This is a genomic window from Streptomyces sp. NPDC013457 (assembly GCF_043089925.1).
Lineage (GTDB): Bacteria > Actinomycetota > Actinomycetes > Streptomycetales > Streptomycetaceae > Streptomyces.
Window position 1 is genome coordinate 110,128 of the sequence record NZ_JBICBL010000008.1, and the last position, 24,264, is coordinate 134,391.

Below are 24,264 nucleotides of genomic sequence, written 5' to 3' on the forward strand. Positions count from 1 at the left end.
AGGAGCCTCGCCCATGAACGCCATTCTCCGCGCCGAGAGCGTGGATCTCTTCTACGGGACGCACCAAGCAGTCGGTGGTGCGGACTTCACGCTGAAGCGCGGGGAGGTGGCGGCAATCATGGGGAGCAGCGGTTCCGGAAAGTCGTCGCTGCTGTACTGCCTAGCCGGGGTACTCGCGCCCACGCACGGCAGGGTGGTTTTCGACGGTGCCGCGCTCTCGTCGCTCAGCAACGACGATCTGAGCACGCTGCGACGGGAGCGGTTCGGTTTCGTCTTCCAGTACGGGGAATTGCTTCCCGAGCTGACGGTCGAGGAGAACGCGGCCCTGCCGCTGAGGCTCGCCGGCCAGCGCAAGGCGCCCGCGCATGCGGCTGCCGGGGAGGTCCTCGGGCGGCTCGGGATGACCGAGCTGCTGCAACGCAGGACCTCCCAGCTCTCCGGCGGGCAGAGCCAGCGGGTCGCCGTCGCACGGGCTCTTGTCCACCGGCCGGACGTCGTGTTCGCCGACGAGCCGACCGGCGCGCTCGACAGCGTCAACGCCTCCGCCGTGCTGGAAGAGTTCCTGCGGCTCGCACGGGATCAGGGCACGGCCGTCGTGATCGTCACTCACGACGCGACGGTGGCCGAGCACGCCGACAGCCGGTACACGATGGCCGACGGGATCCTGAAATGAACCCCTTCCTGCTCGGCATGGTGCTGGTGTGGCGTGGTGGACGTAGGGGCCGCGCCCGCTTTCTCCTGATGACGTTCGGCTGCTCGCTTGGGGTGGCCTGCCTCGCCGCCGTTCTCGCGATTCCAGGAATTCTCGCTGCCCACGACGACCGGGCCGCCGCCCGTAGCCCGCAGGTAGTGCGCGAAGGCGAAGGCCCGTCAGCACCCTCGAACACCTTTGCCATGGACCCTCTGGTGGATTCCTACGGCTCCCAACCGCTACGTCGAGTCTTCGTCGCTCGCCCCGCTTCCGGTCCGTCCCCGGTTCCGCCGGGTGTGGATCGCCTGCCGGCTCCCGGCGAGGTACTTGTCTCTCCCCGACTGCGAGATGAACTAGCGATCCACCCCTCCTTGGCAGGCCTGTTGCCAGGAGTGGTCGTCGGCACGATCGGGTCGGCTGGCGTCACCGGACCAGACGAGCTCTTCGCGTATGTCGGCAGTACCCATGCTCACCTGCCCCAGGCAAGAGAGGTCGACTACTTCGGTTCGCGGTGGCCGCCCTACACGGTGGTTGATGAATCCACGCTCGACATCCTGCGTTTCACGCTCGCCTGCGTGGTCCTGCTCCCCCTCGCTGTGTTCCTGTCGGTGTGCGCCAGGCTCTCGGCCGAATCACGCACCCGCCGGCTCGCCGCACTGCGGCTTGTAGGAATGAGCGTCAAAGACACTCTCCGGGTCAACGCCGGTGAGACGGTCTCAGCAGCCTTCCTTGGGGCGCTGGTCGGCACCGGCGGATACCTCCTCGTCAACGAGATCATGGCGCGGATCGGCTTGCCTGGCCTTCACTGGTATCCCGCCGACGGCCGTCCCGGGGTCGGCGCACTCGCCGCGTGCTTGATCCTCTGCCCGACGATCGCCTGGTTCGTCGGACGCCATAGCGCCCGTGCGGCTGCGCTCACCCCGCTCAATGTCCGGCGCACCGCCGAACCCAAGCAGCCTCGGATATACGGGTCCCTGCTCCTGCTCCCCGGGCTCGGCGTCATCGCCGGCTACTGCGCGCTCAGTGTGCTGGGAAAGGATCCGTCTGGGGGATCCGCCAACTCGCTGCTCATCCCCGCCGCTGTCCTACTCACCGGAGCTGGGCTGGTTTTCGGGCTGCCGCCGATCACCATGTGGCTCGCTCGGAGGCTCGCCCGCACCACCCGATCGCTCCCTCTGGCACTCGCGATGCGCCGCGCCGAAGTGGAGCCGGGTGCCTCCTTGCGCGTGGTCACCGGGCTTGTACTCCTGATCTTCGCCGCCTCCCTGACCCAAGGTGTACTGGTCGAGCTCGATCAGGTCAGTCGACGTACGGCACCGGTTCAGGAGTACAACGTGGCGCACGACGTGCTGACAGCGGAGCAGGCGAAGAGGATGACAGAAGCCGAGGGCGTAAAGGCCCACGCGACCACTCTTTCCTCCTTCTCGCCGCCAGGCCCCGACGGCACTCGTCAGCCTTCCCTCCGCGCCGTGATCGCAACGTGCGCTCAACTGACTGCATTCGTAGAGTGGTCACGGGGGTGCGTTGACGGACAGGTTTTTCGCCTCCACGATGCGACGCTTTCGAGTAACGAGGATGCACAACCCGGGCGCAGCTTCCCGTTCCAGCTCGACGGCCGGAGGCTTAGCGTCACGGTTCCGAGCCAACAAGTGAGCGTGAGGGGGTTCGACCCCTCGGCCTTCGGAGCGGACGTGCTGATCCCACCTAACCTCATGCCCGCCCACGAGCTTCCTGCTCAGTCCACGCTCGTACTACTCAGTGACGCGGACTCAGAGTCAGTCCGCACCACCCTCGACGCCCTTGGCACCATCGCCCCCACCGCCACGATCCAACCCGTCGGCATCGTCATCAGCTCCCTAGCCCAACTCACCGTCATCCGCAGCCTCCTAGCCGCCGGCATGGTCCTCGGGCTCGTCATCAGCGTCGCTGCGTTCGTCGTGTCCGTCGCCGATCGGGCCATGGAGCGGCGGGCTCAGGTGGCCGCGCTCGCGTTGCTCGGGGCGCGGGCCGCGACCTTGCGGGTTGTGCAGTGTGCTCAGGTGGTGTTGCCGCTGGCCCTCGGGCTCGGGGCCGCCGTCGTCACCGGGTGGCTGGCCGAGTCCAGTTATCTGATCACCGGGGGTGGGGCCGTGCACTGGGACTGGAGTGGGCTTCCCCTGCTCCTTGCCTGCTGCCTCGGCGTGCTCGCCGCCGCCACCGTCGCCTCCCTGCCGCTCGTCCGGCGTCACGTCGACCCTGAGCACATCCGCCGCGACTGACCGGCCGCCGGGCGCCAGGGCGACGGGCGCCGGAGGCTCGTCGGAGGCCAACGGCCCCCGCGCCGGAGGCTCGTCGAGGGCCAAGGGCCCGCACGCCAAGAGCTCGTCGAGGGCAACGGGCCCGCACACCAGGGGCTCGTCGAGGGCAACGGGCCCGCACGCCAGGGGCTCGTCGGGGGCCAAGGGCCCGCGCGCCCAGGGGCCCCGCCCAGGGGCCCCGCCCAGGGGCCCCGCCCAGGGGCCCCGCCCAGGGGCCCCGCCCGGGGCCGGGTCCCTGGGCGCCAGGGTCTCCCTCCCGCCCCGGCCCCGCCCCGGGTCCCCAGGCGCCGGGGGCTCTCCCCGGCAACGGCCCCGCCCCGCCCCGGCCCGCCCCGCCCCGGCCCGCCCCGGCCCGCCCCGCCCCGGGTCCCCGGGCGCCCCGGCCGGCAACGGCCCTGCCCCGCCCCCGGCCCGCCCCTCACGCCGCCAGCGCGTGCGCCGTTCGCTTCGTCACCCGGCCCGTCAGGGCCAGCGTCGCCGTCGCCGCCGTCAGGCCGCCTGCCAGGGCCGTCCACCAGAGGGTCGACGGGCCCGCGCCCGTGTAGAGCGTGACGCCCACGGTGAGGGCCGTGAAGCGGGCCACGCCCCAGGTCCAGCTGAAGGCGCCCTGGTAGCGGCCGCGGGCGTGGGGCGGGGCCAGGTTGGCGACGACCGTCGCCGCGATGCCCGCGACCACGACCTCGCCCAGCGACCAGACGACCACCGACACCGTGAAGCCCACGATCCCGTCCGCGAGGCCCGTCAGTGCCACGCCGACCGCGATCAGGACGCTGCCCGCCGCCTGCACCCACAGCTGGGGCAGGCGGGTCAGCCTCGCCGTGACGAGGGGCTGGAGCGCGACCACCAGGATCGCGTTGACCGCCGCCATCGCCCCGTACACCGCCGGCGACAGACCGCTGTCCTGGACGGCGAGCGGCAGGGCCACCTCCGTCAGGGAGTAGACGAAGAGCTGGATCCCGAAGAGAGGGAGCAGTGCCAGGGCCAGCCGGTCCCGGAACACCACTCCGTAGCCGATGCCGTCCTTCGCGCCCCGTGCCGGCTCCTCGCGCCGCGCCTCCTTCAGGCGCGTCGCCACCACCACCGCGTAGATCAGCATCGTTCCCGCGTCCACCGCGAACAGCAGCCAGTAGCCCTGCGCCGCCAGGAAGCCGCCGAGGACGCCCGCCACCGCCGTACCGATGTTCACGCCCCAGCCGAAGAGGGCGTACGCGCGCTGCCTGCGCTCCGCGTCGACCGCGTCGGCCATCAGCGCGAACGCCGCCGGGCCGACCAGTGCCCCCATCGCGCTGATCAGCAGCGCCGCCACCGCCATCGTCCACACGCCGGGCGCCACGAACAGCGCGCCCTGCGCCGCCGCCGAGCCGACGAGGCCGAGCAGCATCGTGGGGCGGCGGCCCACGCGGTCGGCGAGGACGCCGCCCACGGCCGGGCCGAGGAGGTTGCCCGCGCCCAGGGCGCCGAGGACGTACGTCGTCTCCGGGCCCGTGACGTCGCGCGCGGCGAGGAAGAAGACGAGGAAGGGGGTGACCATGAAGCCGAGACGGTTGATGACCGTTCCGGCGAAGAGGGTCCACACGGTGGGCGGGAGTCCGCGGAAGGAGGAGAGCATGCGAGGACCATGCGCCCGGGACACCCGGCCCATCCAATGATTAAGCTCAGGCCGAATCCACCGTCGGTGACGAGGGGGCGCGTGTGGAGACCGGACTCAGTTTCTCGGCGGCCGATCTGGCCCAGACCCGCTTCGCGGTCTCCCCCATGTGGGAGGTCGTCACCAGCTTCCGGCTGCTCCGCGAAGCCGACGACCCGCCCCTGCACCGGCGTTGGGCCGCTCAGGTGCGGCCCCGGGTCGGCGGTGCCGGGCTCGACCACGGCTGGCTCGCCGAGCTGATCCCCGGGCACGGTTATCTCGCCGACTTCCTCAACCCGACCCCCACCACCCCCTTCCCCACCCTCGCCGCCGAGCTCGACGCCATCCGCGCCTCCACTCCCGCGCAGGTGCGCAAGGACCTGGACATCCTCCGCACCAAGGAGCCGCGCGGCCCCGGGCACCGCCCCTCCCCCCGTATGCGGCTGCTGCGCGAGGCCCCCGAGGAGGCCCTGGAGAAGGTCGTCGCCGAGATCGAGGCGTACTGGGAACTCGCCCTCGCCCCCTACTGGGCCCGCATCCGCCGCCTCCTCGAAGCCGACGTCTTCCACCGCGCCCGGCAGGTCGCCGAACACGGCTCTGCGCGCGTCCTGAGCGAACTGCACGAGACCGTACGGTGGGACGACGGCACCCTCCGCCTGGTCCGCCGCCACTGCGCGCTGACCCGCGACGAGGCGGGCTCCGGGCTGCTGCTCGTCCCCTCGGCGTTCGCCTGGCCCCGCGTCCTGACCCGCGCGGTGGCACCCGAACCGCCCCAACTCGCCTATCCCGCACGCGGTATCGGCAACCTCTGGGAGCCGCGCGCGGCCGCCGCGACCGATGCCGTCGCCGCCGTACTCGGCCGCTCCCGCACCCTGCTCCTCACCGAACTCGACACCCCGGCCTCCACCACCCGGCTCGCCGCCGACTGCGGCCTGTCGGCCGCCGCCGTCTCCCAGCACCTCACCGCGCTGCGCGACGCGGGCCTCGTCACCGCGCACCGCAGCGGCCGCTCCGTCCTCTACGCCCGCACCTCGGTCGCGGACGCCCTGCTCTCCCCCACGGAGGAACTCGTATGACCTGGTCGTGGTCCTGGTCCGAGCGTGTCGTCATACGCGACGGAGTACGGCTCTCCTGCCGCGACTGGGGCGGTGACGGCGGTGGTGACGGCGGCGACGGCGGTGGTGACGGCGACGGCGGCGACGGCTTCGGGACCTCGCCCGCCGTCGTCCTCCTGCACGGGCTCGCCGGGCACGCCGGCGAGTGGGACGCCACCGCCGTACGGCTCCGGGCCGAGGGCCACCGGGTCGTCGCCGTCGACCAGCGCGGGCACGGCCTCAGCGAGCGGCTCCCGCAGGACACCTCACGCGCCGCGTACGTCGCCGACGCCGTGGCGGTCATCGAGGAACTCGGCCTCATCCGGCCCGTGTTGATCGGGCAGTCGCTCGGCGGGCACGCCGCCATGCTCACCGCCGCCGCCCACCCCGGCCTGCTGAGGGGTGTGGTGCTCGTCGAAGCCGGGGCCGCGCAGGGTGACCCGGGGGTCGCCGATGACATCGGCGCATGGCTGAAGACCTGGCCGGTGCCGTTCCCCACCCGGGAGGCGGCCGCGCGCTTCCTGGGCGGCGGCCCCGTGGGCGAGGGCTGGGCGGCCGGCCTCGAGGAACGGGACGGCGGCGGGCTGTGGCCGCGGTTCGACGCCGAGGTCATGGTGCGCTCGCTCGCCGAGAACGCCACCCGGGCCTGGTGGGAGGAGTGGGCGGCGATCGACTGCCCGAAGCTCATGGTGATCGCCCAGAACGGGATCATCACGGCGGACGAGTTCGACGGCATGGTCGGCCGGCGCCCCGACACCTGGACCGCGAGCGTCCCGGCCACGGGGCACGACGTCCATCTGGAGCGGCCAGACGCACTCCAACAGCTGCTCGCCGCGTTCCTCCGCGACGTGGACGGCCGGTAAGGCCCGGACGGCTCGGACTGCCCGGACGGCCCGGACGGCCCGGACGGCCCGGAAGACCGGGAAGGCCCGGGCCGAGTCACCCCTTGCGCTGGAGTCCACTCCAACTTCTAGAGTGCGTCGCCGAAGCGGCCGCGCACACCCGGCCCGTACGCCCAACGGGGAGATGAGAAGCATGCGTTATCGCGTACTCGGCGGAACCGGCATCGAAGTCAGCGCCTACTGCCTCGGCACGATGATGTTCGGCGCCGTCGGCAACCCCGACCACGCGGACTCCGTACGGATCATCCACGCCGCGCTCGACCAGGGCGTCAATTTCGTGGACACCGCCGACATGTACTCGACCGGGGAGTCCGAGGAGATCGTGGGCAAGGCGCTGCGCGACCCGCGCCGCCGCGCCGAGACCGTCCTCGCGACCAAGGGGTACTTCCCGATGGGCGAGGGGCCGGCCCGCGGCGGGCTCTCCCGGCGCTGGCTCACCCGGGCGGTCGAGGACAGCCTGACGCGGCTCGGCACCGACTGGATCGACCTCTACCAGGTCCACCGGCCCGACCACCGTACGGACATCGAGGAGACGCTCTCCGTCCTCGGCGACCTCCAGGCCCAGGGCAAGATCCGTGCGTTCGGCTGCTCCACGTTCCCCGCCGAGGAGATCGTCGAGGCGCACGCCGTCGCCGAGCGCCGCGGCCTGCGCCGCTTCCGTACCGAGCAGCCGCCGTACTCGCTGCTCGCGCGGGGCGTGGAAGCCTCGGTGCTGCCGGTGGCGCGGCGGTACGGGATGGGTGTGCTGACCTGGAGCCCGCTGGCCTCCGGGTTCCTCTCCGGGAAGTACCGCAAGGGCCGGCCGGTCGATCTGACCGGCGGGCGCCCGGCGCTCACCCCGCACCGCTTCGATCCGGAACTCCCCGGCAACGCGGCCAAGTTCGACGCGGTCGAGCAACTGGCCTCCCTGGCCGAGGAGATCGGCTGCTCGCTGCCCGAGCTGGCCCTCGCGTTCGTGACGGCGCACCCTGCGGTGACGTCCGTGATCATCGGGCCCCGGACGGGGGAGCAGTTGGAGGGGCTGCTGAAGGGCGCGTCGCTCGTCCTCGACGACGAGGTCCTCGACCGGATCGACGAGATCGTCCCGCCGGGGACGAACCTCTACCGGGCGGACGGCGTCTGGCAGCCGGAGTCCCTGACGGACGTGTCGCTGCGGCGCAGGCCGACGACGGACCGCGCGGCGGGCTGACCAGGCGACCGCTCGCGCGCGAGACGGGCCGCCCGAGCGTGGGCTCACGCGCGCGGCGGCCGCCCGAGCACGGGTACGCGCGCGGCGGGCCGGCCACGCCGCCCGGAAGCCCGCCCCGGCGCCGTCCCCTGGTCCATGCTTGCTCGTATGGGGACGCACACACGCCGCCGTGTCGACGCCGACGAACGCCGGGCCCGCCTCGCCGTACGCCACCGGCTGGCGCCTTCGGCGCGGGCGTCGAGCGCCGAGGAGGTCGCGGCCTCCCTCGTGGCCCTGCACGCGACCGACCCGGCGAGCGTGTTCCTCGCCGTGGGGGCGCGGCTCGCCGGGGGCGGGAGTCCGGTGGCCGGGCTCGAACGGGCCCTGTACGAGGACCGGACGCTCACCCGGATGCACGGCATGCGGCACACGCTCTTCGTCTTCCCGACCGCTCTCGTCCCCGCCGTCCACGCCTCGACCACCCGCGACGTCGCCGTCCGCGAGCGCACGATGCTGCTCAGGGACCTGCGCAAGGGCAGCGAGTACGACGAGGCCTGGCTCGCCGAGACCGAGCGGCAGGTCCTGGCCGAGCTGACGGCACGGGGCGAGGCGACCGGGGCGGAGCTGGGCCGGGCCGTGCCACGGCTGCGCGCGCAGTACCTGTACGGGGTCGGCACCCGGCAGGAAGGGCCCCAGCCCCTCTCCAGCCGGCTGCTGCGGATCCTCGGCATGGAGGGCCGGATCGCGCGGGGGCGCCCGCTGGGGGCGTGGACCTCCAGCCAGTTCCGCTGGTCGCCGACGCCCCGGCAGCCCGACCCGAGCGACGAGGACGCCCACGCCGAACTCGTACGGCGGTGGCTGGCGGCCTGCGGTCCCGCGACCGAGGCGGACCTGAAGTGGTGGACCGGGTGGAAGGTCACCGACGTCCGCAGGGCCCTCGCGGCGACGGGCGCGGAGCCGGTGGAGCTGGCGGAGGGCACCGGCCATGTCCTGCCCGACGACCTCGAACCCGTACGGGCCGACCCCGAACCGTGGGCGGCGCTGCTCCCCGCCCTGGACCCGACGGCGATGGGCTGGCAGCACCGCGACTGGTACACCGATCCCGCGCACCGGGCCGCGCTCTTCGACCGCAACGGCAACATCGGCCCCACCGTGTGGTGGAACGGCCGTGTCGTCGGCGGCTGGGCGCAGCGCCCGGACGGCGAGATCGCGGTCCGTCTCCTGAGCGGCCGGGGTGACGAGGGCGGTGCGGAGGCGACGGCGGCCGTCGAGGCGGAGGCGGCGCGGCTGCGCGGCCGGCTGGGGGAGGTCCGGGTGACGCCCCGGTTCCGTACGCCGCTGGAACGGGAGCTCGCGGGCGCGCCGTAGCCCGTTCGCGTACCCGGGCGCGGGTACGCACCGGCGCCGGCGCAAGGGCGTCCGTGGTCCCCCCGGGTGGAATCCCGAAGAATCCCCTCCGGCTCCCGGCGAGGTGTCGAGAATCGGCACGCGGCTCCGACGTCCCCTGTGAAAGGCATCCGGGAACGGGTGAAGCGAAGCCACCACCTCCGAAGGAGAACATCATGAAGTACCTCGTCATGGTGCAGGGGTCCCAGGCCGACTACGACACGATGACCGGCAAGAGCACCGGGCAGGGCCCCGCGTGGAGCGAGCAGGACATGCAGGCGATGTTCGAGCACATGGGATCGATCAACAACGACCTCGCGGAGTCGGGAGAGCTCGTCGACGCGCAGGGTCTCGTCGAGCCGGCCAGGACCCGGTTCGTCTCCGTCGACAAGGCCGGGCAGCCGGTGATCACCGACGGGCCGTACAGCGAGACGAAGGAGCTGCTCGCTGGCTACTGGGTTCTCGACTGCGCGAGCCTGGAGCGGGTCACGGAGATCGCGGCGCGCGTCGCGCGGTGCCCGCAGCCCGACGGTGCGCCGGAGTACCCGGTGGTGATCCGCCAGATCGACGAGCGGTCCGAGTCCGAGTTCCTCGCCGGCTGAGCGTGGACGGGGAGGAGAGGGTCGAGGACCTGCTGCGCAGGCACGCGCCGCAGGTCCTCGGCGCGCTCGTGCGCCGGTACGGGCACTTCGACGCCGCCGAGGACGCCGTGCAGGAGGCCCTGCTGGCCGCGGCCCGGCAGTGGCCGGAGTCCGGGACGCCCGCGAATCCGCGGGGCTGGCTCATCCGGGTGGCCGCGCGGCGGCTGACGGACCAACTGCGGGCGGACGAGGCGCGGGCCCGGCGGGAGGAGACCGCGGCGCGTCTGGAGCCCCGCGAGACCCGGGCCGCGCCGTCCGACGACGACACCCTGACGCTGCTCTTCCTCTGCTGCGACCCCGCGCTCGCGCCGGCCGCCCGGATCGCGCTGACGCTGCGCGCGGTCGGTGGCCTCACGACGGCGGAGATCGCCCGGGCGCATCTCGTACCGGAGGCGACGATCGCGCAGCGGATCAGCCGGGCGAAGGCGAAGCTGCGGGACCACCCCTTCCATCCGCCCGGCCCCGACGACCGGGACGCACGCCTGGCGACGGTCCTGCAGGTGCTGTACCTGATCTTCAACGAGGGCTACACCGCCACCTCGGGCGCCGCCCTCCGCCGGGCCGACCTGGCGCAGGAGGCGATCCGGCTGACGCGGGCGGTCCGCAGACTGCTCCCCCGCGAGGCCACGGTGACGGGGCTCCTCGCCCTGATGCTCCTCACGGAGGCCCGCAGCGCCGCCCGCACGGGCGCGCACGGCGAACTGGTCCCGCTCGACGAGCAGGACCGGTCGCTCTGGGACCGGGCCGCGATCACCGAGGGCACGGCCCTGGTGGAGGAGGCCCTGACCGAGGGCCCGCCGGGGCCGTACCAGCTCCAGGCGGCGATCTCCGCGCTCCACGACGAGGCCCGCGTTCCCGAGGACACGGACTGGCCGCAGATCCTCGCCCTCTACGACGTCCTGGTCGCCGACTGGCCCGACCCGATGGCCGAACTCGGCCGCGTGGTCGCCGTCGCGATGACCCACGGCCCGGAGGCGGGTCTCACCGAACTCACCGCCCTGGAACCCCGCCTGAAGGACCACCACCGACTCTGGGCGGTCCGCGCCCACCTCCTGGAGCGCACGGGCGCGACCGAAGCCGCCCGCGCCGCCTACACCCAGGCCGCCGCCCTCACCCTCAGCCTCCCGGAACGCCACTACCTCCACACCAAGGCCGCCCGACTGAGCCGGTGAACGCGAGGCCGGCCGCCTCCGTCAGGGAGTTTCCGGGCCCGAGCTGAGGCGGGTCAGGGTGGTGTTCAGGTCCGACTCCCCGACCCTAGCAGAAGTACCCCCTGGGGGTATCTGGCCCGCTTGCCGGAACGGCAACGGGCCGGGCCTCCGCCGTACGGAGGCCCGGCCCTTGGGGACGCGGAAGGCGATGTGCCGCCGCGGGTCAGTCGGTCGCGAGGCCCTTCAGGCGCTTGGCGATCTTCGCGAGGCGGGCGCCCTGGTAGCGGGCGGCCTGGAGGGTGTTCTCGTCCGGGGCACCGTTCGCGGCGGGGTGCGAGGTGCCGTAGGGGTTGCCTCCCGCGGCGTAGACGGAAGCGTCCGTGTAACCGGGGGAGACGATGACCGAACCCCAGTGGTGGAAGGTGTTGTAGAGCGCCAGCAGCGTGGACTCGTTGCCACCGTGAACGTTGTGGGCGCTCGTGAAGGCCGTCGCAGGCTTGTCGGCGAAGGCGCCGCGCGCCCACAGGCCGCCGGTTGTGTCGATGAACTGCTTCAGCTGGGCGGCGATGTTGCCGTACCGGGTCGGCGAGCCGAGCGCGTACGCGTCCGCCCACTCCAGGTCGTCGAGCGTGGCGATCTCGACGTCACCGGTGGCGTCGACATGGGCGCGCCATGCCGGGTTGCCGTCGATGGCGGCGTCGGGGGCGAGCTCGGTCACGCGCCGCAGCCGGACCTCCGCGCCGGCCTTCTCGGCACCTTCGGCGACGGCCTGGGCGAGCTGGTGCACGCTGCCGGTGGACGAGTAGTAGATGACGGCGACCTTGACGGACATGGCGTACCCCTTCAACCGGATTCATTTCCGCTTCAACGGTTCCGAGCGTAAGCGGATAGCCATCCGCTTTGCAAGGGGAATCATCGAGGAACCGGATAGCGCTCCGTTATGCTCGTGGGCAGGGACCGACCGACGGGGATCGGAGCGAGCGAGCGGACAGGCGGAGGCGGAGGCGGACATGGCGCGCACGAAGGACACCGGAGCGGACCACCGCCAGGGCCGGGCGCCCGAGACGAGCCGGGCACCCGAGACGAGCCGGGCGCCCGAGACGAGCCGGGCGTCCGAGACGAGCCGGGCGTCCGAGACGAGCGAGGCGCCCCAGGCCCCCGCCCGCCCGGCAGCCCCCGCCGCGCCCCGGACTCCCGCCGTCGCGCCCCGGGCCGGCGGCGGTATACCCCCCGCCGTCACCCTGCTCCCCTCCGCCGGAGCGCCCGTCGTGACCGAGCGGGCCGATGCCGCGCGGAACCGGCGCAGGATCCTCGACGCAGCCGCCCGGATCGTCGCCGAGGTGGGGCCCGAGGCCGTGACCATGAACCAGGTCGCCCATGCCAGCGGGATAGGCGTCGGCACCGTCTACCGCCGCTTCGGCGATGTCGCCCAGCTCCTGTGGGCGCTCCTCGACGACCGGGAGCGCCAGTTCCAGGAGGCGTACCTCAGCGGCCCGCCGCCGCTCGGCCCCGGCGCCCCCGACGACGAGCGCCTGCGCGCCTTCCTCGACGCCCTCGTCGACCGGATCATCGAACAGCGCGAGCTGCTGCTCGCCGCCCAGGCCGCCGCACCGAGCGCGCGCTACACCAGCGGCGCGTACCTCGCCATGCACGCCCACGTCGCGATGCTGCTCGCCCGCGTCCGGCCCGAAACCAACCCGGCGCTCCTCGCGCACCTGCTGCTCGCCCCGTTCTCGCCGAGCCTGATGCACCACCTCACCGTCGAACGCGCGCTCTCCGCCGAGGAGCTCAAGGCCGGGGTCGACGCGCTGCTGAACCTGGGGGGATGAGCGCCGCGAGTCCGTCCAGGACGCGCGCCAGACCGAAGGCGTAGGCGTGGTCGGGGCTGTACATGCCCTGGTACGCGACGGCCGCCGCCTCCCCCACCCGCGATGCCAGCGGGAACCGCTCCGCGTCGAACATCCGGGCCAGCAGCGGCGCGTGGGCGTCCCACCACTCGTGGTCGGACATCGCGCTCTCCCGGTCGACGGCCCGCCCGTCAAGCTCCGTACGGGCGGCGGACTGCACGAACCCGAGCAGATGCGTCAGCGCCGAGTCCATGGCCACGTCGTCGAGGCCGAGCCCTTCGAAGGCGCCGAGTTCGTGCTCGTACTTCGTCATCACCCCGGGCCCGAGCGGGGGCCGGTGGACCCGCAGTTCGGCCAGCCAGGGGTGGCGCAGATACAGCGCGCGGTTCTCGTCGGCGACCGCCGTCACCCGCTCCCGCCAGGGCTCCTCCGGCGCGAACGGGGTTCGGGGCATCCGCCGGAAGACCAGGTCGAGCATCAGGTCGAGCAGTTCGGCCTTGCCGGGGACGTACGTGTAGAGGGTCATCGGGGTCACGGCGAGGCGCTGCGCGACCGCGCGCATGGTGAGCGCGTCGAGCCCGCCCTCGTCGGCCAGGGCGATCGCCGCGTCGACGACCCCGTCGACGGTCAGCCCCTGCCGCGGGCCGCGCCGGCCACCGGCGAGCGGTGGGGAACCGTCCCGCCACAGCAGTTCGAGGGTCCGCGCGGGATCGCCCGCGCCGCTGCTCCGCTCCTTCACCATGGCACCCATTCTCGCAGGTCAGACCTATTCCCCATTACTTTGTACGCTGTATAGAGTAACGTGGCTCGGGTACTGGGACCACCATCGGAGGGCGCAGCCATGACCACCCCCGCCGCAGCGGACAACCACCACGTCATCCAGGTCCGCGGGGCCCGCGAGAACAACCTCAGGAACGTCGACGTCGACCTCCCCAAGCGCCGTCTCACCGTCTTCACCGGCGTCTCCGGCTCCGGGAAGTCCTCGCTCGTCTTCGGCACCATCGCCGCCGAGTCGCAGCGCCTGATCAACGAGACCTACAGCGCCTTCCTCCAGTCCTTCATGCCGGCGCTCGGCCGCCCGGACGTGGACGGACTGCACAACCTCAGCGCCGCGATCGTCGTCGACCAGGAGCGGATGGGCGCCAACTCCCGCTCCACGGTGGGCACGGCGACCGACGCGTACACGATGCTGCGCATCGTCTTCAGCCGTCTCGGCACCCCGCACGTCGGCACCTCCGGCGCCTTCAGCTTCAACCTGCCCGAGGGCATGTGCCCGCGCTGCGAGGGCGTCGGCCGGATCTCCGACATCGACGTCGACGAGCTCGTCGACCGGAGCAGGTCCCTCAACGAGGGCGCGATCACCGTGCCGGGGTACGCCGTCGACTCCTGGATGTGGCAGATCATGGCCCAGTCCGGCTTCTACGACCCCGACAAGAAGCTGGCGGACTTCACCGGGCAGGAGTGGGAGGACTTCCTCCACAGGCCGTCCTGCAAGGTGAAGGTCGGCAGCAACAACTTCACCTACGAGGGTCTCGTGGTGAAGCTCCAGCGGACCGTCCTCTCCAAGGACCGGGACGCCATGCAGGCCCACATCCGCGCCTTCGTGGACCGGGCCGTCGTCTTCCGCACCTGCCCCGAGTGCGAGGGCACCCGCCTCACGCGCGCCGCGCTCTCCTCCCGTATCGACGGGGTGAACATCGCCGAGTGCTCGGCGATGCAGATCAGCGACCTCGCCGCGTTCGTACGCCGGATCGAGGACCCTTCCGTCGCCCCCCTCCTGGCCGGTCTGCGCGAACTGCTCGACTCCCTCGTCGAGATCGGGCTCGGCTACCTCAGTCTGGACCGGGCCTCCGGCACGCTCTCGGGCGGCGAGGCGCAGCGCGTGAAGATGGTGCGCCACCTCGGCTCCTCCCTCACCGACGTGACGTACGTCTTCGACGAGCCCACCACCGGACTGCACCCGCACGACATCCGCCGCATGAACGACCTGCTGCTGCGGCTGCGCGACAAGGGCAACACCGTCCTCGTCGTGGAGCACAAGCCGGAGGTCATCGAGATCGCCGACCACGTCGTCGACCTCGGCCCGCGCGCCGGGACGAACGGCGGCGAGATCTGCTACTCCGGCGACGTGCCGGGCCTGCGCGCCTCCGGGACGCTGACCGGCGAGCACCTCGCGCACCGGGCGAAGCTCCGCCCCGAGGTGCGCCCCCGCACCGGCGCGCTCTCCGTCACGGGCGCCTCGCAGCACAACCTCCGGAACGTGAGCGTCGAGATCCCGACCGGCGTCCTGACCGTCGTCACGGGGGTCGCCGGCTCCGGAAAGTCGTCCCTCGTCCATGGCAACCTGCCCGGCCGGGACGGGGTCGTCGTCGCCGACCAGTCCCCGATCCGCGGCTCGCGCCGCTCGAACCCGGCGACGTACACGGGGCTGCTGAACCCGATCCGTACCGCCTTCGCCAAGGCCAACGGGGTCAAGGCGGCGCTCTTCAGCGCCAATTCGGAGGGCGCCTGCCCGAAGTGCAACGGCCTCGGGCTCGTCTACACCGACCTCGCGATGATGGCGGGCGTCGCCTCCGTCTGCGAGGAGTGCGAGGGGAAGCGCTTCACGAGCGAGGTGCTCGCCTACACGCTCGACGGCAGGAACATCCACGAGGTCCTGTCGATGTCCGTCGAGGAGGCATACGACTTCTTCGCGGCGAAGGGCCAGGCCCGGACGATCCTCGGCCGCCTGAAGGACGTCGGCCTCGGCTACCTGCGTCTCGGCCAGCCCCTCAACACCCTCTCGGGCGGCGAGCGCCAGCGCCTGAAGCTGGCGATCCACATGGCCGAGAAGGGCGCGGTCTACGTCCTCGACGAGCCGACGACCGGCCTCCACCTGGCCGACGTCGACCAGCTCCTCGCCCTCCTGGACCGGCTCGTCGACGCGGGGAACACGGTCGTGGTCATCGAGCACCACCAGGCGGTCATGGCGCACGCCGACTGGCTGATCGACCTCGGCCCCGGCGCGGGCCACGACGGCGGCCGGATCGTCTTCGAGGGCACGCCGTCCGACCTGGTCGAGAAGGGCGACACGCTGACGGCGCGCCACCTGCGGGAGTACGTGGGCGCCTGAGCCAGGCCGCGGGCGCGGGTGCGGCGGGCGACGACGCGCTGCCGGTGACGCGAGGGGCCGGGGACGCGGGGGCGCCGGGGACGCGGGGGCGCCGGGGACGCGGGGGCGCCGGGGACGCGGCGGGGGGGGTGCCGGGGACGCGGCGGGGGGGGGTGCCGGGGACGCGGCGGGGGGGCCGCCGCCGGTACGCCTCCCGCACCCCGGCCCCGTCCACACCCTGAAACGATCTGGACCCGGCCACCGGCCGCGGCGCACCATCACGCCCATGGCGACCTTCCTCATCCTGCACGGATTCCAGAACCACCGTCCGCCGGGCCACTGGCACCACTGGCTCGCCGGCCGGCTCGCCGAGCGCGGGCACGAGGTGCGCTACCCGCAGCTGCCCGAGCCGGACGCACCGGTACTGGAGGACTGGACGGCGGCGCTCCGCGCACACCTCCACCGGCCCGCCGAGGGCGAGTTCGTCGTCATCGCGCACAGCCTCTCCGTCCTGCTCTGGCTGCGTGCCGCATCGCCGGACGTCGACCGGGTCCTGCTCGTCGCCCCGCCCTCCCCCGCCGTCACGGCCTCGATCCCGGAGATCGCCGCGTTCGCCGAGGGGCTCGACCTCGGCTCCGTGCGGCTCGACGCACCGGCGCGGCTCGTCTACGCGGCCGGGGACCCCTACTGCCCCGAGGGCGCCGACGTCCCCTACGGCACCCCCCTCGGCCTCGACATGGACGTGATCCCCGGCGGCGAGCACCTCACCCCGGACTCCGGGTACGGGGAGTGGCCTTCGGTCCTGCGGTGGTGCGAGGACCCGGAGACCCGGCTCGAGCCCCCCAGGTGAGGCCTCGGGGCCGGGCCGTCGCCCTCCCGGGCGAACCGTGACGGAGTCCGCCCGCGGCCCCGTCGGTGTTGCCTAGGGTGGCGAGCCATGAGGTGGCTCAGCAGGGCAGGAGCAGTCGAGAACACCGTCGTCGCCGGGCAGATGCGGGGCTTCTTCAGAGGGCTGTCGGCCGAGACCCGTAAGGACCCCGGGCTGGTGGCCCAGGCGTACGGCGCGCATCTCTTCCACCGGCGGCGGCGCAGGCTCGTGGACGAGAAGCGCTTCGCCGCCTCGCGCTTCCACGTCGGCATCGGCGTCGGGGCCGACGACTTCGCCGACCTGACCAAGCGGGCGGTGCTGGTCTCGGACACCCTGCTGCTCTCCCACAACGGGGCGGGCGGCCGCCACCACCTCAGGCAGCTCTCGCACAGCGACTCGTCCATTCCCCAGACGGAGGAGGAGGAGCGCACCGGCGTCCTGCCCACCGGGACGAGCACGACGGAAGACCTGTACATGAACTGCCCGGACCCGGACCGGCTGGGGCGCTGGCTCCTGCAGACCGAGCCGTTGCTGCGCGCGGGCTGCGCCTGGTACCTCCCCACGTACGCGGTGTCCCGCCACACCACGCGCTACGGCTACGCGGGGGCGCCGATCGACCCCACCTACGAGCAGCACTCCGGCCCGGTCACGGACTCCGACGTGCCGGGCCTGCTCGACTTCGCGGCCACCGGGCGCCGGGTCGTCGCGCAGAGCCACACGCCCGCCGTGCTCAGCCAGCTCGTGATCCCGGTGATCGAGGAACTGGAACTGCCCTTCATCGACGGCGTCTCCCTGGAGGAGTTCAGCAAGATCACCGTCGAGGAGTTCGACGCCTACCGGGCCCATCGCGGATGGCTGCGGATGGAGCTGGCGGACGTCGACGGCGCGCTCGACGCGGACGGGCGGCAGAAGGCGCTGATGAAGATCGGCCTCCGGATGCAGGACGGGGTCCGGGGCATGCAGGCCCAGATGAACCAGGTCCGCCGCAAGCGGGCCGTCGCCGTGACCGGCGCGGTCGTCGGCACGGTCACCGCCAGCCTGGTCGCCGTCTACGGCCCCGCCCTCCAGTCGGCGCTGACGGCCGTCGTGGGCGGGGCGGCCGGCGGGCTGTGGGGAGCGTTCCAGGCGGGAGCCGACAACAGCCCGCGCACGCTCCGCGAGAACGCCTGGTACTACGTCTGGACGCTCTCCCGCAAGGCCGACCGGAACCCCTGACACGGGTGTCGGCGGCGTGTGACGCGGGTGGCCGACGCGTGCGCGCCCCGGCCCGGGCCCGTGACCGGATCGGGTGTCAGGCCGTGCGGGGTGGGCTCTCGGGCGCGATCATCGGAGCATGACCACCGAGATCCACCTCGCCCAGCAGCCCGAGGCCGACGAGCTGCTCGGCCGCTCCCCGCTCGCCGCGCTCGTCGGCATGCTGCTCGACCAGCAGGTGCCCATGGAGTGGGCGTTCTCCGGGCCGTACACGATCGCGCAGCGGCTCGGCACGGACGATCTCGACGCGGGGCAGATCGCCGCGTACGACCCCGAGGCCTTCGGCGCGCTGCTCTCCGCGAAGCCCGCCGTGCACCGCTATCCGGGGTCGATGGCCAAGCGGATCCAGCAGCTCTGCCAGTTCCTCGTCGACGAGTACGGCGGTGACGCCGAGGCCGTCTGGGCGGACGTGGAGAGCGGGGCGGAGCTGCTCGCGCGGCTGAAGGCGCTGCCCGGTTTCGGGGTGCAGAAGGCGCAGATCTTCCTGGCGCTGCTCGGCAAGCGGTACGGCGTCCGGCCCACCGGGTGGCGGGAGGCGGCGGGTGCGTACGGCGAGCAGGGCTCGTACCGTTCCGCGGCGGACATCACCGGTCCGGAGTCGCTGGCGAAAGTTCGTGCCTTCAAGCAGGAGGCAAAGGCCGCCGCAAAGGCGGCGAAGGCACAGAAATCATCCGGGAATTGAACGCTCCGGATGTCAATCCTGCTAAATCCGACATGAATTGTGCCGGAGCTGTTCACAGGAGCCGTCAGAGATCGCTAGCTTCCCCTCTACCTCGTCCGAATCGGGAAGGACCTCTGTGAACGCATCCTCTCGCAGAGCCGCGGCCACCCTGGCCGCAGCCGCACTCGCGACCCCGCTCCTGCTGGCCAGCGCCTCCCCCGCCACCGCCGTCGCGGACCCCGGGGCCAAGCCCGCGCGGGACGCGGCGCAGCTGGCGAAGAAGCTGGTCCGCGAGACGTCCGGCAAGGACGCCTACGAGCACCTGCAGAAGTTCCAGGCGATAGCCGACTCGGCCGGCGGCCACCGCGCGGCCGGCTCGCTCGGACACGACGCCTCGGCTGCGTACGTCTACCAGCAGCTGAAGAAGGCCGGCTACAACGTCTCGTACCAGAAGTTCGACTTCATCTACACCCAGACGCTGGCGGAGAAGGCGTCCGTCGTCTCCCCCGCGCCGCGCGACATCGCGATCTCGGCGATGACGTACACGAAGTCGACCCCCGTCGGCGGCATCAAGGCCGACCTCGCCGCCGTCCCGGTCGACGCGGACGGCACGACCGGCTGTGAGCCGGCCGACTTCGCGTCGGGCACGTTCACCGGCAAGATCGCGCTGGTCAAGCGCGGCGGCTGCACCTTCGCCGTCAAGCAGGAGAACGCCGCCGCGGCGGGCGCCGTCGGCGCGATCGTCTACAACAACACCGACGGCGCCCTCTCCGGCACCCTCGGCGACCCGGCCGCCGGCAAGATCCCGACGGGCGGCGTCACCCAGGCCGAGGGCGTGAAGCTCGCCGCGGACCTGGCCAAGGGCCCGGTGAACATCTCCTTCGAGATCCGCCAGCTCCAGGAGAAGCGTTCCACCAACAACGTCATCGCGGAGACGAAGCGCGGCAACGCCGCCAACACCGTGATGCTCGGCGCGCACCTGGACTCCGTGACCGCCGGCCCCGGCATCAACGACAACGGCTCGGGCTCCGCCGGTCTGCTCCAGGCCGCCCTGGAGCTCGCCGAGTCGAAGGACAAGGTCCGCAACAAGGTCCGCTTCGCCTGGTGGTCCGCGGAGGAGAACGGGCTGCTCGGCTCCGAGCACTACGTCGCGAACATGAGCGAGCTGGACAAGAAGGAAGTCAAGCTCTACCTCAACTTCGACATGATCGCCTCGCCGAACTACGGCCTGTTCGTCTACGACGGCGACAACTCCGACAACGTCGGCGCGGGCGCCGGTCCCGAGGGCTCCGCCCAACTGGAGCGGGACATCACCGACTTCATGGACAAGCGCGGCCTGCCGCACGAGGGCACCGACTTCACGGGCCGCTCGGACTACGGCCCGTTCATCGAGATCGGCATCCCCTCCGGCGGCACCTTCACCGGCGCCGAGGGCATCAAGACGGCGGCGCAGGCGGCCAAGTTCGGCGGGACGGCGGGTGTCGCGTACGACGTGAACTACCACGCGGCCGGTGACAACCTGTCGAACGTCAACATGAAGGCCTTCGACGCCAACATCGACATCATCGCCAACGCCGTGGGCACCTACGCCCACGACATCAGCTCTCTGAAGCGCCCGGTCGTCAGCGTCCCGACGGAGGGCGACGCGGGCAGCGGCGGCGGCCTCCACGACGGCCACGGCCACGAGGTCACGGAGTAGCACGGATCAGCACGGAGTAGCACCGAGTCCGGGCACCGAAGGCACGAGGGGCGGGGCGGGAGACATCCCGCCCCGCCCCTCCGCCTCTCCCCTATCTCCTCCGCCGTGCGGTGCCGAAGAGCGACCGGGAGATCTCCCGCCCCAACTGCGTCCCGATCGAGCGCGCCAGCGACGTGAACATCCCGCTGTCCACCACCTGCTCGACGAGCGACTCGTCCTCCTTCGGCGCCCGCGCCGCCGGCTTCGCCCGCTGTTCCTGCTGCTCCTGCTGCGCTTGCCGCTCCTGCCGCGCCGAGAGGCGCTCGTACGCCGACTCCCGGTCCACCGCCTCCGCGTACCGCCCCCACAGGGGCGACTCCTTGACCGCCGCCTCCAGCGCGTCCGCCGCGATCGGGCCCATCAGGGACTCCGGCGCCCGCAGCCGTGTCGCCGCCACCGGGGTCGGCGCGCCCGTCTCGCTCAGTACGGTGACGACCGCCTCGCCCGTGCCGAGCCCCGTCAGGACCTCCTCCAGGTCGTATGCCGAGGTCGGGAACGTCCGCACCGTCGCCTTCAGCGACTTGGCGTCGTCCGGGGTGAACGCCCGCAGCGCGTGCTGCACCCGGTTCCCCAGCTGCGCGAGCACGTCACCCGGCACGTCCTTCGGCGTCTGCGTCACGAAGAAGACGCCCACGCCCTTCGAGCGGATGAGCCGTACGGTCTGCGTGATCGACTCCAGGAACGCCTTCGACGCCCCCTTGAAGAGCAGGTGCGCCTCGTCGAAGAAGAACACCAGCTTCGGCTTCTCCAGGTCCCCGACCTCCGGCAGATCCCCGTACAGGTCCGCCAGCATCCACATCAGGAACGTGGAGAACAGCTGCGGCTTGTCCTGCACGGCCGGCAGCTCCAGTACGGACACCGTGCCGCGCCCGTCCGCCGCCGTCCGCAGGAACTCGCCCGTGTCGAACTCCGGCTCCCCGAAGAACCCGGCCGCCCCCTGCTGCTCGAACGCCGTGACGGAGCGCAGGATCACCCCGGCCGTCGCCGTCGAGAGCCCGCCGATCCCCTTCAGCTCCGGCTTCCCCACGTCCGACACGAGGAAGGCCACCACCGCCCGCAGATCCTTCAGGTCCACCAGCTCCAGACCCTTCTGGTCCGCGTAGTGGAAGATCAGCCCGAGCGACTGCTCCTGCGTCTGGTTGAGCTGGAGCACCTTCGACAGCAGCACCGGCCCGAAGCTCGTCACCGTGACCCGTACGGGAATCCCCGCACCGATGCCGCCGAGACCGTAGAACTCGCAGGGGAAGCCCGTCGCCTTCCACTCCTGCCCGACCTGCCCCGCCCGCTCCCTGGTCCTCTCGGAGTCCGCGCCCGGGGCCGAGATGCCCGAGACGTCGCCCTTGACGTCGGCGAGGAAGACCGGCACGCCGTTCGCGGACAGCTGCTCGGCGACGAGCTGCAGGGTCTTGGTCTTTCCGGTGCCCGTCGCACCGGCGACCAGGCCGTGCCGGTTGAGCATCGGCAGCGGGACGCGGATACCCGCGTCCGGGTGACATTCCCCGTCCCACAGCAGCGCGCCCAGCTCCAGCGCCGGTCCGGAGAAGGCGTACCCCGCCGCGATCCCGCCGGCCGGAGACTGCTCGCTCACGCTCATGACAGGACCTCTAGTTCCGGAATCGTGGCGGTTTGCCCCAGCATCGCACCGGCCCCGCGTGGCTGCGCCGGGAGCCGCTTGCCCGGTAGGCTTTCCGTGTGATCTTCAAGCGCATCGGACAAGGCCGGCCGTACCCCGACCACGGCCGGGAAAGCACCCGGCAGTGGGCGGACGTCGCCCCGCGCCCGGTCCGCCTCGACCAGTTGGTCACCACGAAGGGCCAGCTGGACCTGGAGACGCTGCTCGCGGAGGACTCCACGTTCTACGGCGACCTCTTCGCGCACGTCGTGAAGTGGCGGGGCGACCTCTACCTCGAGGACGGGCTGCACCGCGCGGTGCGCGCGGCGCTCCAGCAGCGCCAGGTGCTGCACGCCCGCGTACTGGAGATGGACTAGCGGCGACGCGCCGTTCTGACCCTTTCGGGGGCCCTGCCCGTCCATCCGGACGCGATCACATGATCGTCAAGTATCCAACCTCGACGGACGGCATTACGCTGCGTCCATGAGCATGCTCACTCCCCCCGGAATGGGCGGAAAATACCGCATCACGGGCGACAAGTACCCCCGTATGCGCCGCCCCCGGCACCGTCGCAGGATCGTCCTCGCGGCCGCGGCCGCCGTGGTCGTGCTCGGCGCGGCCGGGTGGGGAACCGTGCAGCTCGTCGACGTGTTCTCCGGCGGTGACGAGGACACGAAGACGACGGCCGGTCACCGCACCGACTGCAAGCCCGCGCCCAAGCCGACGACCGCGGTCGTCGCCGCGCTGCCCAAGCCCGCTCAGATCACGGTGAACGTCTACAACGCGACCCCGCGCAGCGGGCTGGCGAAGACGACCGCCGACGAGCTCAAGAAGCGCGGCTTCCTCATCGGCAAGATCGGCAACGCCCCCGCCGCGTACGACAAGAAGGTCGTCGGCGCCGGGGTCCTGCTCGGTGCTCCCGGGGCGGCCAAGGGCGCGTTCCCGGTCCTCGGCACCCAGCTGAAGGGCGTCACGACGAAGACGGACACCCGCGCGACCGCGGACGTGGACCTGATCATCGGGACGGCCTTCAAGAACCTGGACCCCAAAGCGACGGCGGACGCGGCCCTGGTCGCTCTGAACAAGCCCAAGGCCCCGCCCGCCGGGAAGTGCTGAACCGGTATCTCTCGCCCGGTACGGCCGGCTAGTCGGCCGTACCGTACATGCGGTCGCCCGCGTCGCCGAGGCCGGGGACGATGTACCCGTGCTCGTTGAGGCGCTCGTCGACCGAGGCCGTCACGACGGTCACCGGCGTGCCCGCCAGCTCGCGCTCCATGATCTCGACGCCCTCGGGGGCGGCGAGCAGCACGACCGCGGTGACATCGTCCGCGCCGCGCTTGATCAGCTCCCTGATCGCGGCGACGAGCGTGCCGCCGGTCGCCAGCATCGGGTCCAGGACGTACACCTGGCGGCCCGAGAGGTCCTCCGGCATCCGCGTCGCGTAGGTCGACGCCTCCAGCGTCTCCTCGTTGCGGATCATGCCGAGGAAGCCCACCTCGGCGGTCGGGAGGAGCCGGACCATGCCGTCGAGCATGCCGAGGCCGGCGCGGAGGATCGGGACCACCAGCGGCCGCGGGTACGACAGCTTCACGCCGGTCGTCGGCGTGACGGGGGTCTCGATGTCGACCTGCTCGGTCCGCACGTCCCTGGTGGCCTCGTAGGCGAGCAGGGTGACCAGCTCGTCGGCGAGCCGGCGGAAGGTCGGGGAGTCCGTGCGCTTGTCGCGCAGCGTGGTGAGCTTGTGGGCGACCAGCGGGTGATCGACGACGTGGAGACGCATGGTCACACAGTAGCCCGCACTGGCATCAACCCATGCCCTGGAGGGAAGGTGGGGGCACAGGACCCAGTCGTGGGGTGGTGTGGCCCATGCCCGACCCGGCAGACCCGGCGCAGTCGCGGGGCGCCAGGAACGAGGACGGCGAGAAGCCGCCGGAGACGGACGCGGAGCGCCGCAGGCGCCGCGCCCAGTTCCTGCGCGAGCTGCACGAGGCGAAGGCGCTCCGCGACCGTGTGCAGCCCCGGCGCGCGCGGGCGGCGCGGATGCGCCAGCAGATGCGGATGAGGACCTTTCGCTGGTGAGGGCCACGGCGCCGGGCCCGCGCCGTGCGCCTCCCGTGCGCCGGTCCGTGCGCCGGTCCGTGCGCCGGGTCTGCGTACCCGCCCGATGGGCGTCAGGATCAGACTGATGCACGACGCAAGAGCCGAAGACCTCTCCTGAAGCCGCTGTTTCTGCCAC

At 72.3% G+C, this 24,264-nt stretch carries 22 protein-coding genes; 17 read left to right on the forward strand and 5 right to left on the reverse strand.

Annotated features, from left to right (window positions below):
- The first annotated feature begins 13 nt into the window (after positions 1 to 13).
- Both ACF1G2_RS22265 and ACF1G2_RS22270 read left to right on the forward strand, forming a co-directional pair.
- Positions 14 to 673, forward strand: coding sequence for an ABC transporter ATP-binding protein (locus tag ACF1G2_RS22265; protein WP_391799928.1), 660 nt, complete (start codon positions 14 to 16; stop codon positions 671 to 673).
- The gene (locus ACF1G2_RS22270; RefSeq protein ID WP_391799929.1) at positions 670 to 2,949 is read left to right on the forward strand and encodes an FtsX-like permease family protein; all 2,280 of its coding nucleotides are present in this window, start codon (positions 670 to 672) and stop codon (positions 2,947 to 2,949) included. Before ACF1G2_RS22265 ends, ACF1G2_RS22270 begins: the two co-directional genes overlap by 4 nt.
- Before the next feature lie 457 nt (positions 2,950 to 3,406).
- Here ACF1G2_RS22270 and ACF1G2_RS22275 read toward each other — a convergent pair whose 3' ends face one another.
- On the reverse strand, positions 3,407 to 4,597 hold the full coding sequence (locus ACF1G2_RS22275) for an MDR family MFS transporter (protein ID WP_391799930.1): 1,191 nt from the start codon (positions 4,595 to 4,597) through the stop codon (positions 3,407 to 3,409).
- An 83-nt stretch (positions 4,598 to 4,680) separates the two neighbouring features.
- On the opposite strand from ACF1G2_RS22275, the gene ACF1G2_RS22280 reads away from it, so the two are divergent.
- The 6 genes from ACF1G2_RS22280 to ACF1G2_RS22305 all read left to right on the forward strand — a co-directional run bounded on the left by ACF1G2_RS22280 (position 4,681) and on the right by ACF1G2_RS22305 (position 10,978).
- Complete coding sequence (locus ACF1G2_RS22280) at positions 4,681 to 5,691, forward strand: DUF5937 family protein (protein ID WP_391799931.1); 1,011 nt, start codon at positions 4,681 to 4,683, stop codon at positions 5,689 to 5,691.
- On the forward strand, positions 5,688 to 6,572 hold the full coding sequence (locus ACF1G2_RS22285; RefSeq protein ID WP_391799932.1) for an alpha/beta fold hydrolase: 885 nt from the start codon (positions 5,688 to 5,690) through the stop codon (positions 6,570 to 6,572). The genes ACF1G2_RS22280 and ACF1G2_RS22285 overlap by 4 nt, the downstream gene beginning before the upstream one ends.
- 172 nt (positions 6,573 to 6,744) lie before the next feature.
- Positions 6,745 to 7,800 carry an aldo/keto reductase gene (locus ACF1G2_RS22290; protein WP_391799933.1) on the forward strand — a complete coding sequence of 352 codons (1,056 nt, stop codon included), beginning with the start codon at positions 6,745 to 6,747 and terminating at the stop codon, positions 7,798 to 7,800.
- Between the two features lie 147 nt (positions 7,801 to 7,947).
- A complete protein-coding gene (locus ACF1G2_RS22295) occupies positions 7,948 to 9,147 on the forward strand; it encodes a winged helix DNA-binding domain-containing protein (protein WP_391799934.1) in 1,200 nt (399 codons plus the stop codon).
- A gap of 194 nt (positions 9,148 to 9,341) precedes the next feature.
- Positions 9,342 to 9,767 (forward strand): YciI family protein, encoded by a 426-nt coding sequence (locus tag ACF1G2_RS22300; RefSeq protein WP_391799935.1) that lies wholly within the window; start codon positions 9,342 to 9,344, stop codon positions 9,765 to 9,767.
- 2 nt (positions 9,768 to 9,769) lie between these two features.
- Positions 9,770 to 10,978: an RNA polymerase sigma factor gene (locus tag ACF1G2_RS22305; protein WP_391799936.1), complete on the forward strand. Its 1,209-nt coding sequence runs from the start codon at positions 9,770 to 9,772 to the stop codon at positions 10,976 to 10,978.
- Positions 10,979 to 11,180: 202 nt separating this feature from the next.
- On the opposite strand, the gene wrbA is transcribed toward ACF1G2_RS22305, so the two are convergent.
- Positions 11,181 to 11,789, reverse strand: coding sequence for an NAD(P)H:quinone oxidoreductase (gene wrbA / locus ACF1G2_RS22310; protein ID WP_391799937.1), 609 nt, complete (start codon positions 11,787 to 11,789; stop codon positions 11,181 to 11,183).
- Between the two features lie 391 nt (positions 11,790 to 12,180).
- On the opposite strand from wrbA, the gene ACF1G2_RS22315 reads away from it, so the two are divergent.
- On the forward strand, positions 12,181 to 12,786 hold the full coding sequence (locus ACF1G2_RS22315; RefSeq protein WP_391800211.1) for a TetR/AcrR family transcriptional regulator: 606 nt from the start codon (positions 12,181 to 12,183) through the stop codon (positions 12,784 to 12,786).
- Here the strand turns inward: ACF1G2_RS22315 and ACF1G2_RS22320 are convergent.
- Entirely contained in the window at positions 12,746 to 13,546 is an 801-nt protein-coding gene (locus ACF1G2_RS22320) for a TetR/AcrR family transcriptional regulator (protein WP_391799938.1), read from the reverse strand. The two genes, ACF1G2_RS22315 and ACF1G2_RS22320, sit on opposite strands and share 41 nt — an antisense overlap.
- 99 nt (positions 13,547 to 13,645) lie before the next feature.
- On the opposite strand from ACF1G2_RS22320, the gene ACF1G2_RS22325 reads away from it, so the two are divergent.
- From ACF1G2_RS22325 to ACF1G2_RS22345, 5 genes are all read left to right on the forward strand, one after another.
- Positions 13,646 to 15,916 (forward strand): ATP-binding cassette domain-containing protein, encoded by a 2,271-nt coding sequence (locus ACF1G2_RS22325; protein ID WP_391799939.1) that lies wholly within the window; start codon positions 13,646 to 13,648, stop codon positions 15,914 to 15,916.
- Positions 15,917 to 16,181: 265 nt separating this feature from the next.
- Positions 16,182 to 16,745: an RBBP9/YdeN family alpha/beta hydrolase gene (locus ACF1G2_RS22330; RefSeq protein WP_391799940.1), complete on the forward strand. Its 564-nt coding sequence runs from the start codon at positions 16,182 to 16,184 to the stop codon at positions 16,743 to 16,745.
- Between the two features lie 87 nt (positions 16,746 to 16,832).
- Positions 16,833 to 17,978, forward strand: a complete 1,146-nt coding sequence (locus ACF1G2_RS22335; protein ID WP_391799941.1) for a hypothetical protein — start codon at positions 16,833 to 16,835, stop codon at positions 17,976 to 17,978.
- A 118-nt stretch (positions 17,979 to 18,096) separates the two neighbouring features.
- Positions 18,097 to 18,699 carry an HhH-GPD-type base excision DNA repair protein gene (locus ACF1G2_RS22340; protein ID WP_391799942.1) on the forward strand — a complete coding sequence of 201 codons (603 nt, stop codon included), beginning with the start codon at positions 18,097 to 18,099 and terminating at the stop codon, positions 18,697 to 18,699.
- A gap of 115 nt (positions 18,700 to 18,814) precedes the next feature.
- Positions 18,815 to 20,377, forward strand: a complete 1,563-nt coding sequence (locus ACF1G2_RS22345) for a M28 family metallopeptidase (RefSeq protein WP_391799943.1) — start codon at positions 18,815 to 18,817, stop codon at positions 20,375 to 20,377.
- Between the two features lie 91 nt (positions 20,378 to 20,468).
- On the opposite strand, the gene ACF1G2_RS22350 is transcribed toward ACF1G2_RS22345, so the two are convergent.
- The gene (locus ACF1G2_RS22350; protein ID WP_391799944.1) at positions 20,469 to 22,010 is read right to left on the reverse strand and encodes a helicase HerA-like domain-containing protein; all 1,542 of its coding nucleotides are present in this window, start codon (positions 22,008 to 22,010) and stop codon (positions 20,469 to 20,471) included.
- 98 nt (positions 22,011 to 22,108) lie between these two features.
- On the opposite strand from ACF1G2_RS22350, the gene ACF1G2_RS22355 reads away from it, so the two are divergent.
- On the forward strand, positions 22,109 to 22,405 hold the full coding sequence (locus ACF1G2_RS22355; RefSeq protein ID WP_260230859.1) for a type II toxin-antitoxin system VapB family antitoxin: 297 nt from the start codon (positions 22,109 to 22,111) through the stop codon (positions 22,403 to 22,405).
- Between the two features lie 106 nt (positions 22,406 to 22,511).
- Positions 22,512 to 23,144, forward strand: coding sequence for a LytR C-terminal domain-containing protein (locus tag ACF1G2_RS22360; protein ID WP_391799945.1), 633 nt, complete (start codon positions 22,512 to 22,514; stop codon positions 23,142 to 23,144).
- Between the two features lie 28 nt (positions 23,145 to 23,172).
- Here the strand turns inward: ACF1G2_RS22360 and upp are convergent, their stop codons facing one another.
- Positions 23,173 to 23,808: a uracil phosphoribosyltransferase gene (gene upp, locus ACF1G2_RS22365; protein WP_361435637.1), complete on the reverse strand. Its 636-nt coding sequence runs from the start codon at positions 23,806 to 23,808 to the stop codon at positions 23,173 to 23,175.
- A gap of 86 nt (positions 23,809 to 23,894) precedes the next feature.
- Here upp and ACF1G2_RS22370 point away from each other — a divergent pair, with 86 nt between their 5' ends.
- Positions 23,895 to 24,107, forward strand: coding sequence for a hypothetical protein (locus tag ACF1G2_RS22370; RefSeq protein ID WP_391799946.1), 213 nt, complete (start codon positions 23,895 to 23,897; stop codon positions 24,105 to 24,107).
- Positions 24,108 to 24,264: the final 157 nt, after the last annotated feature.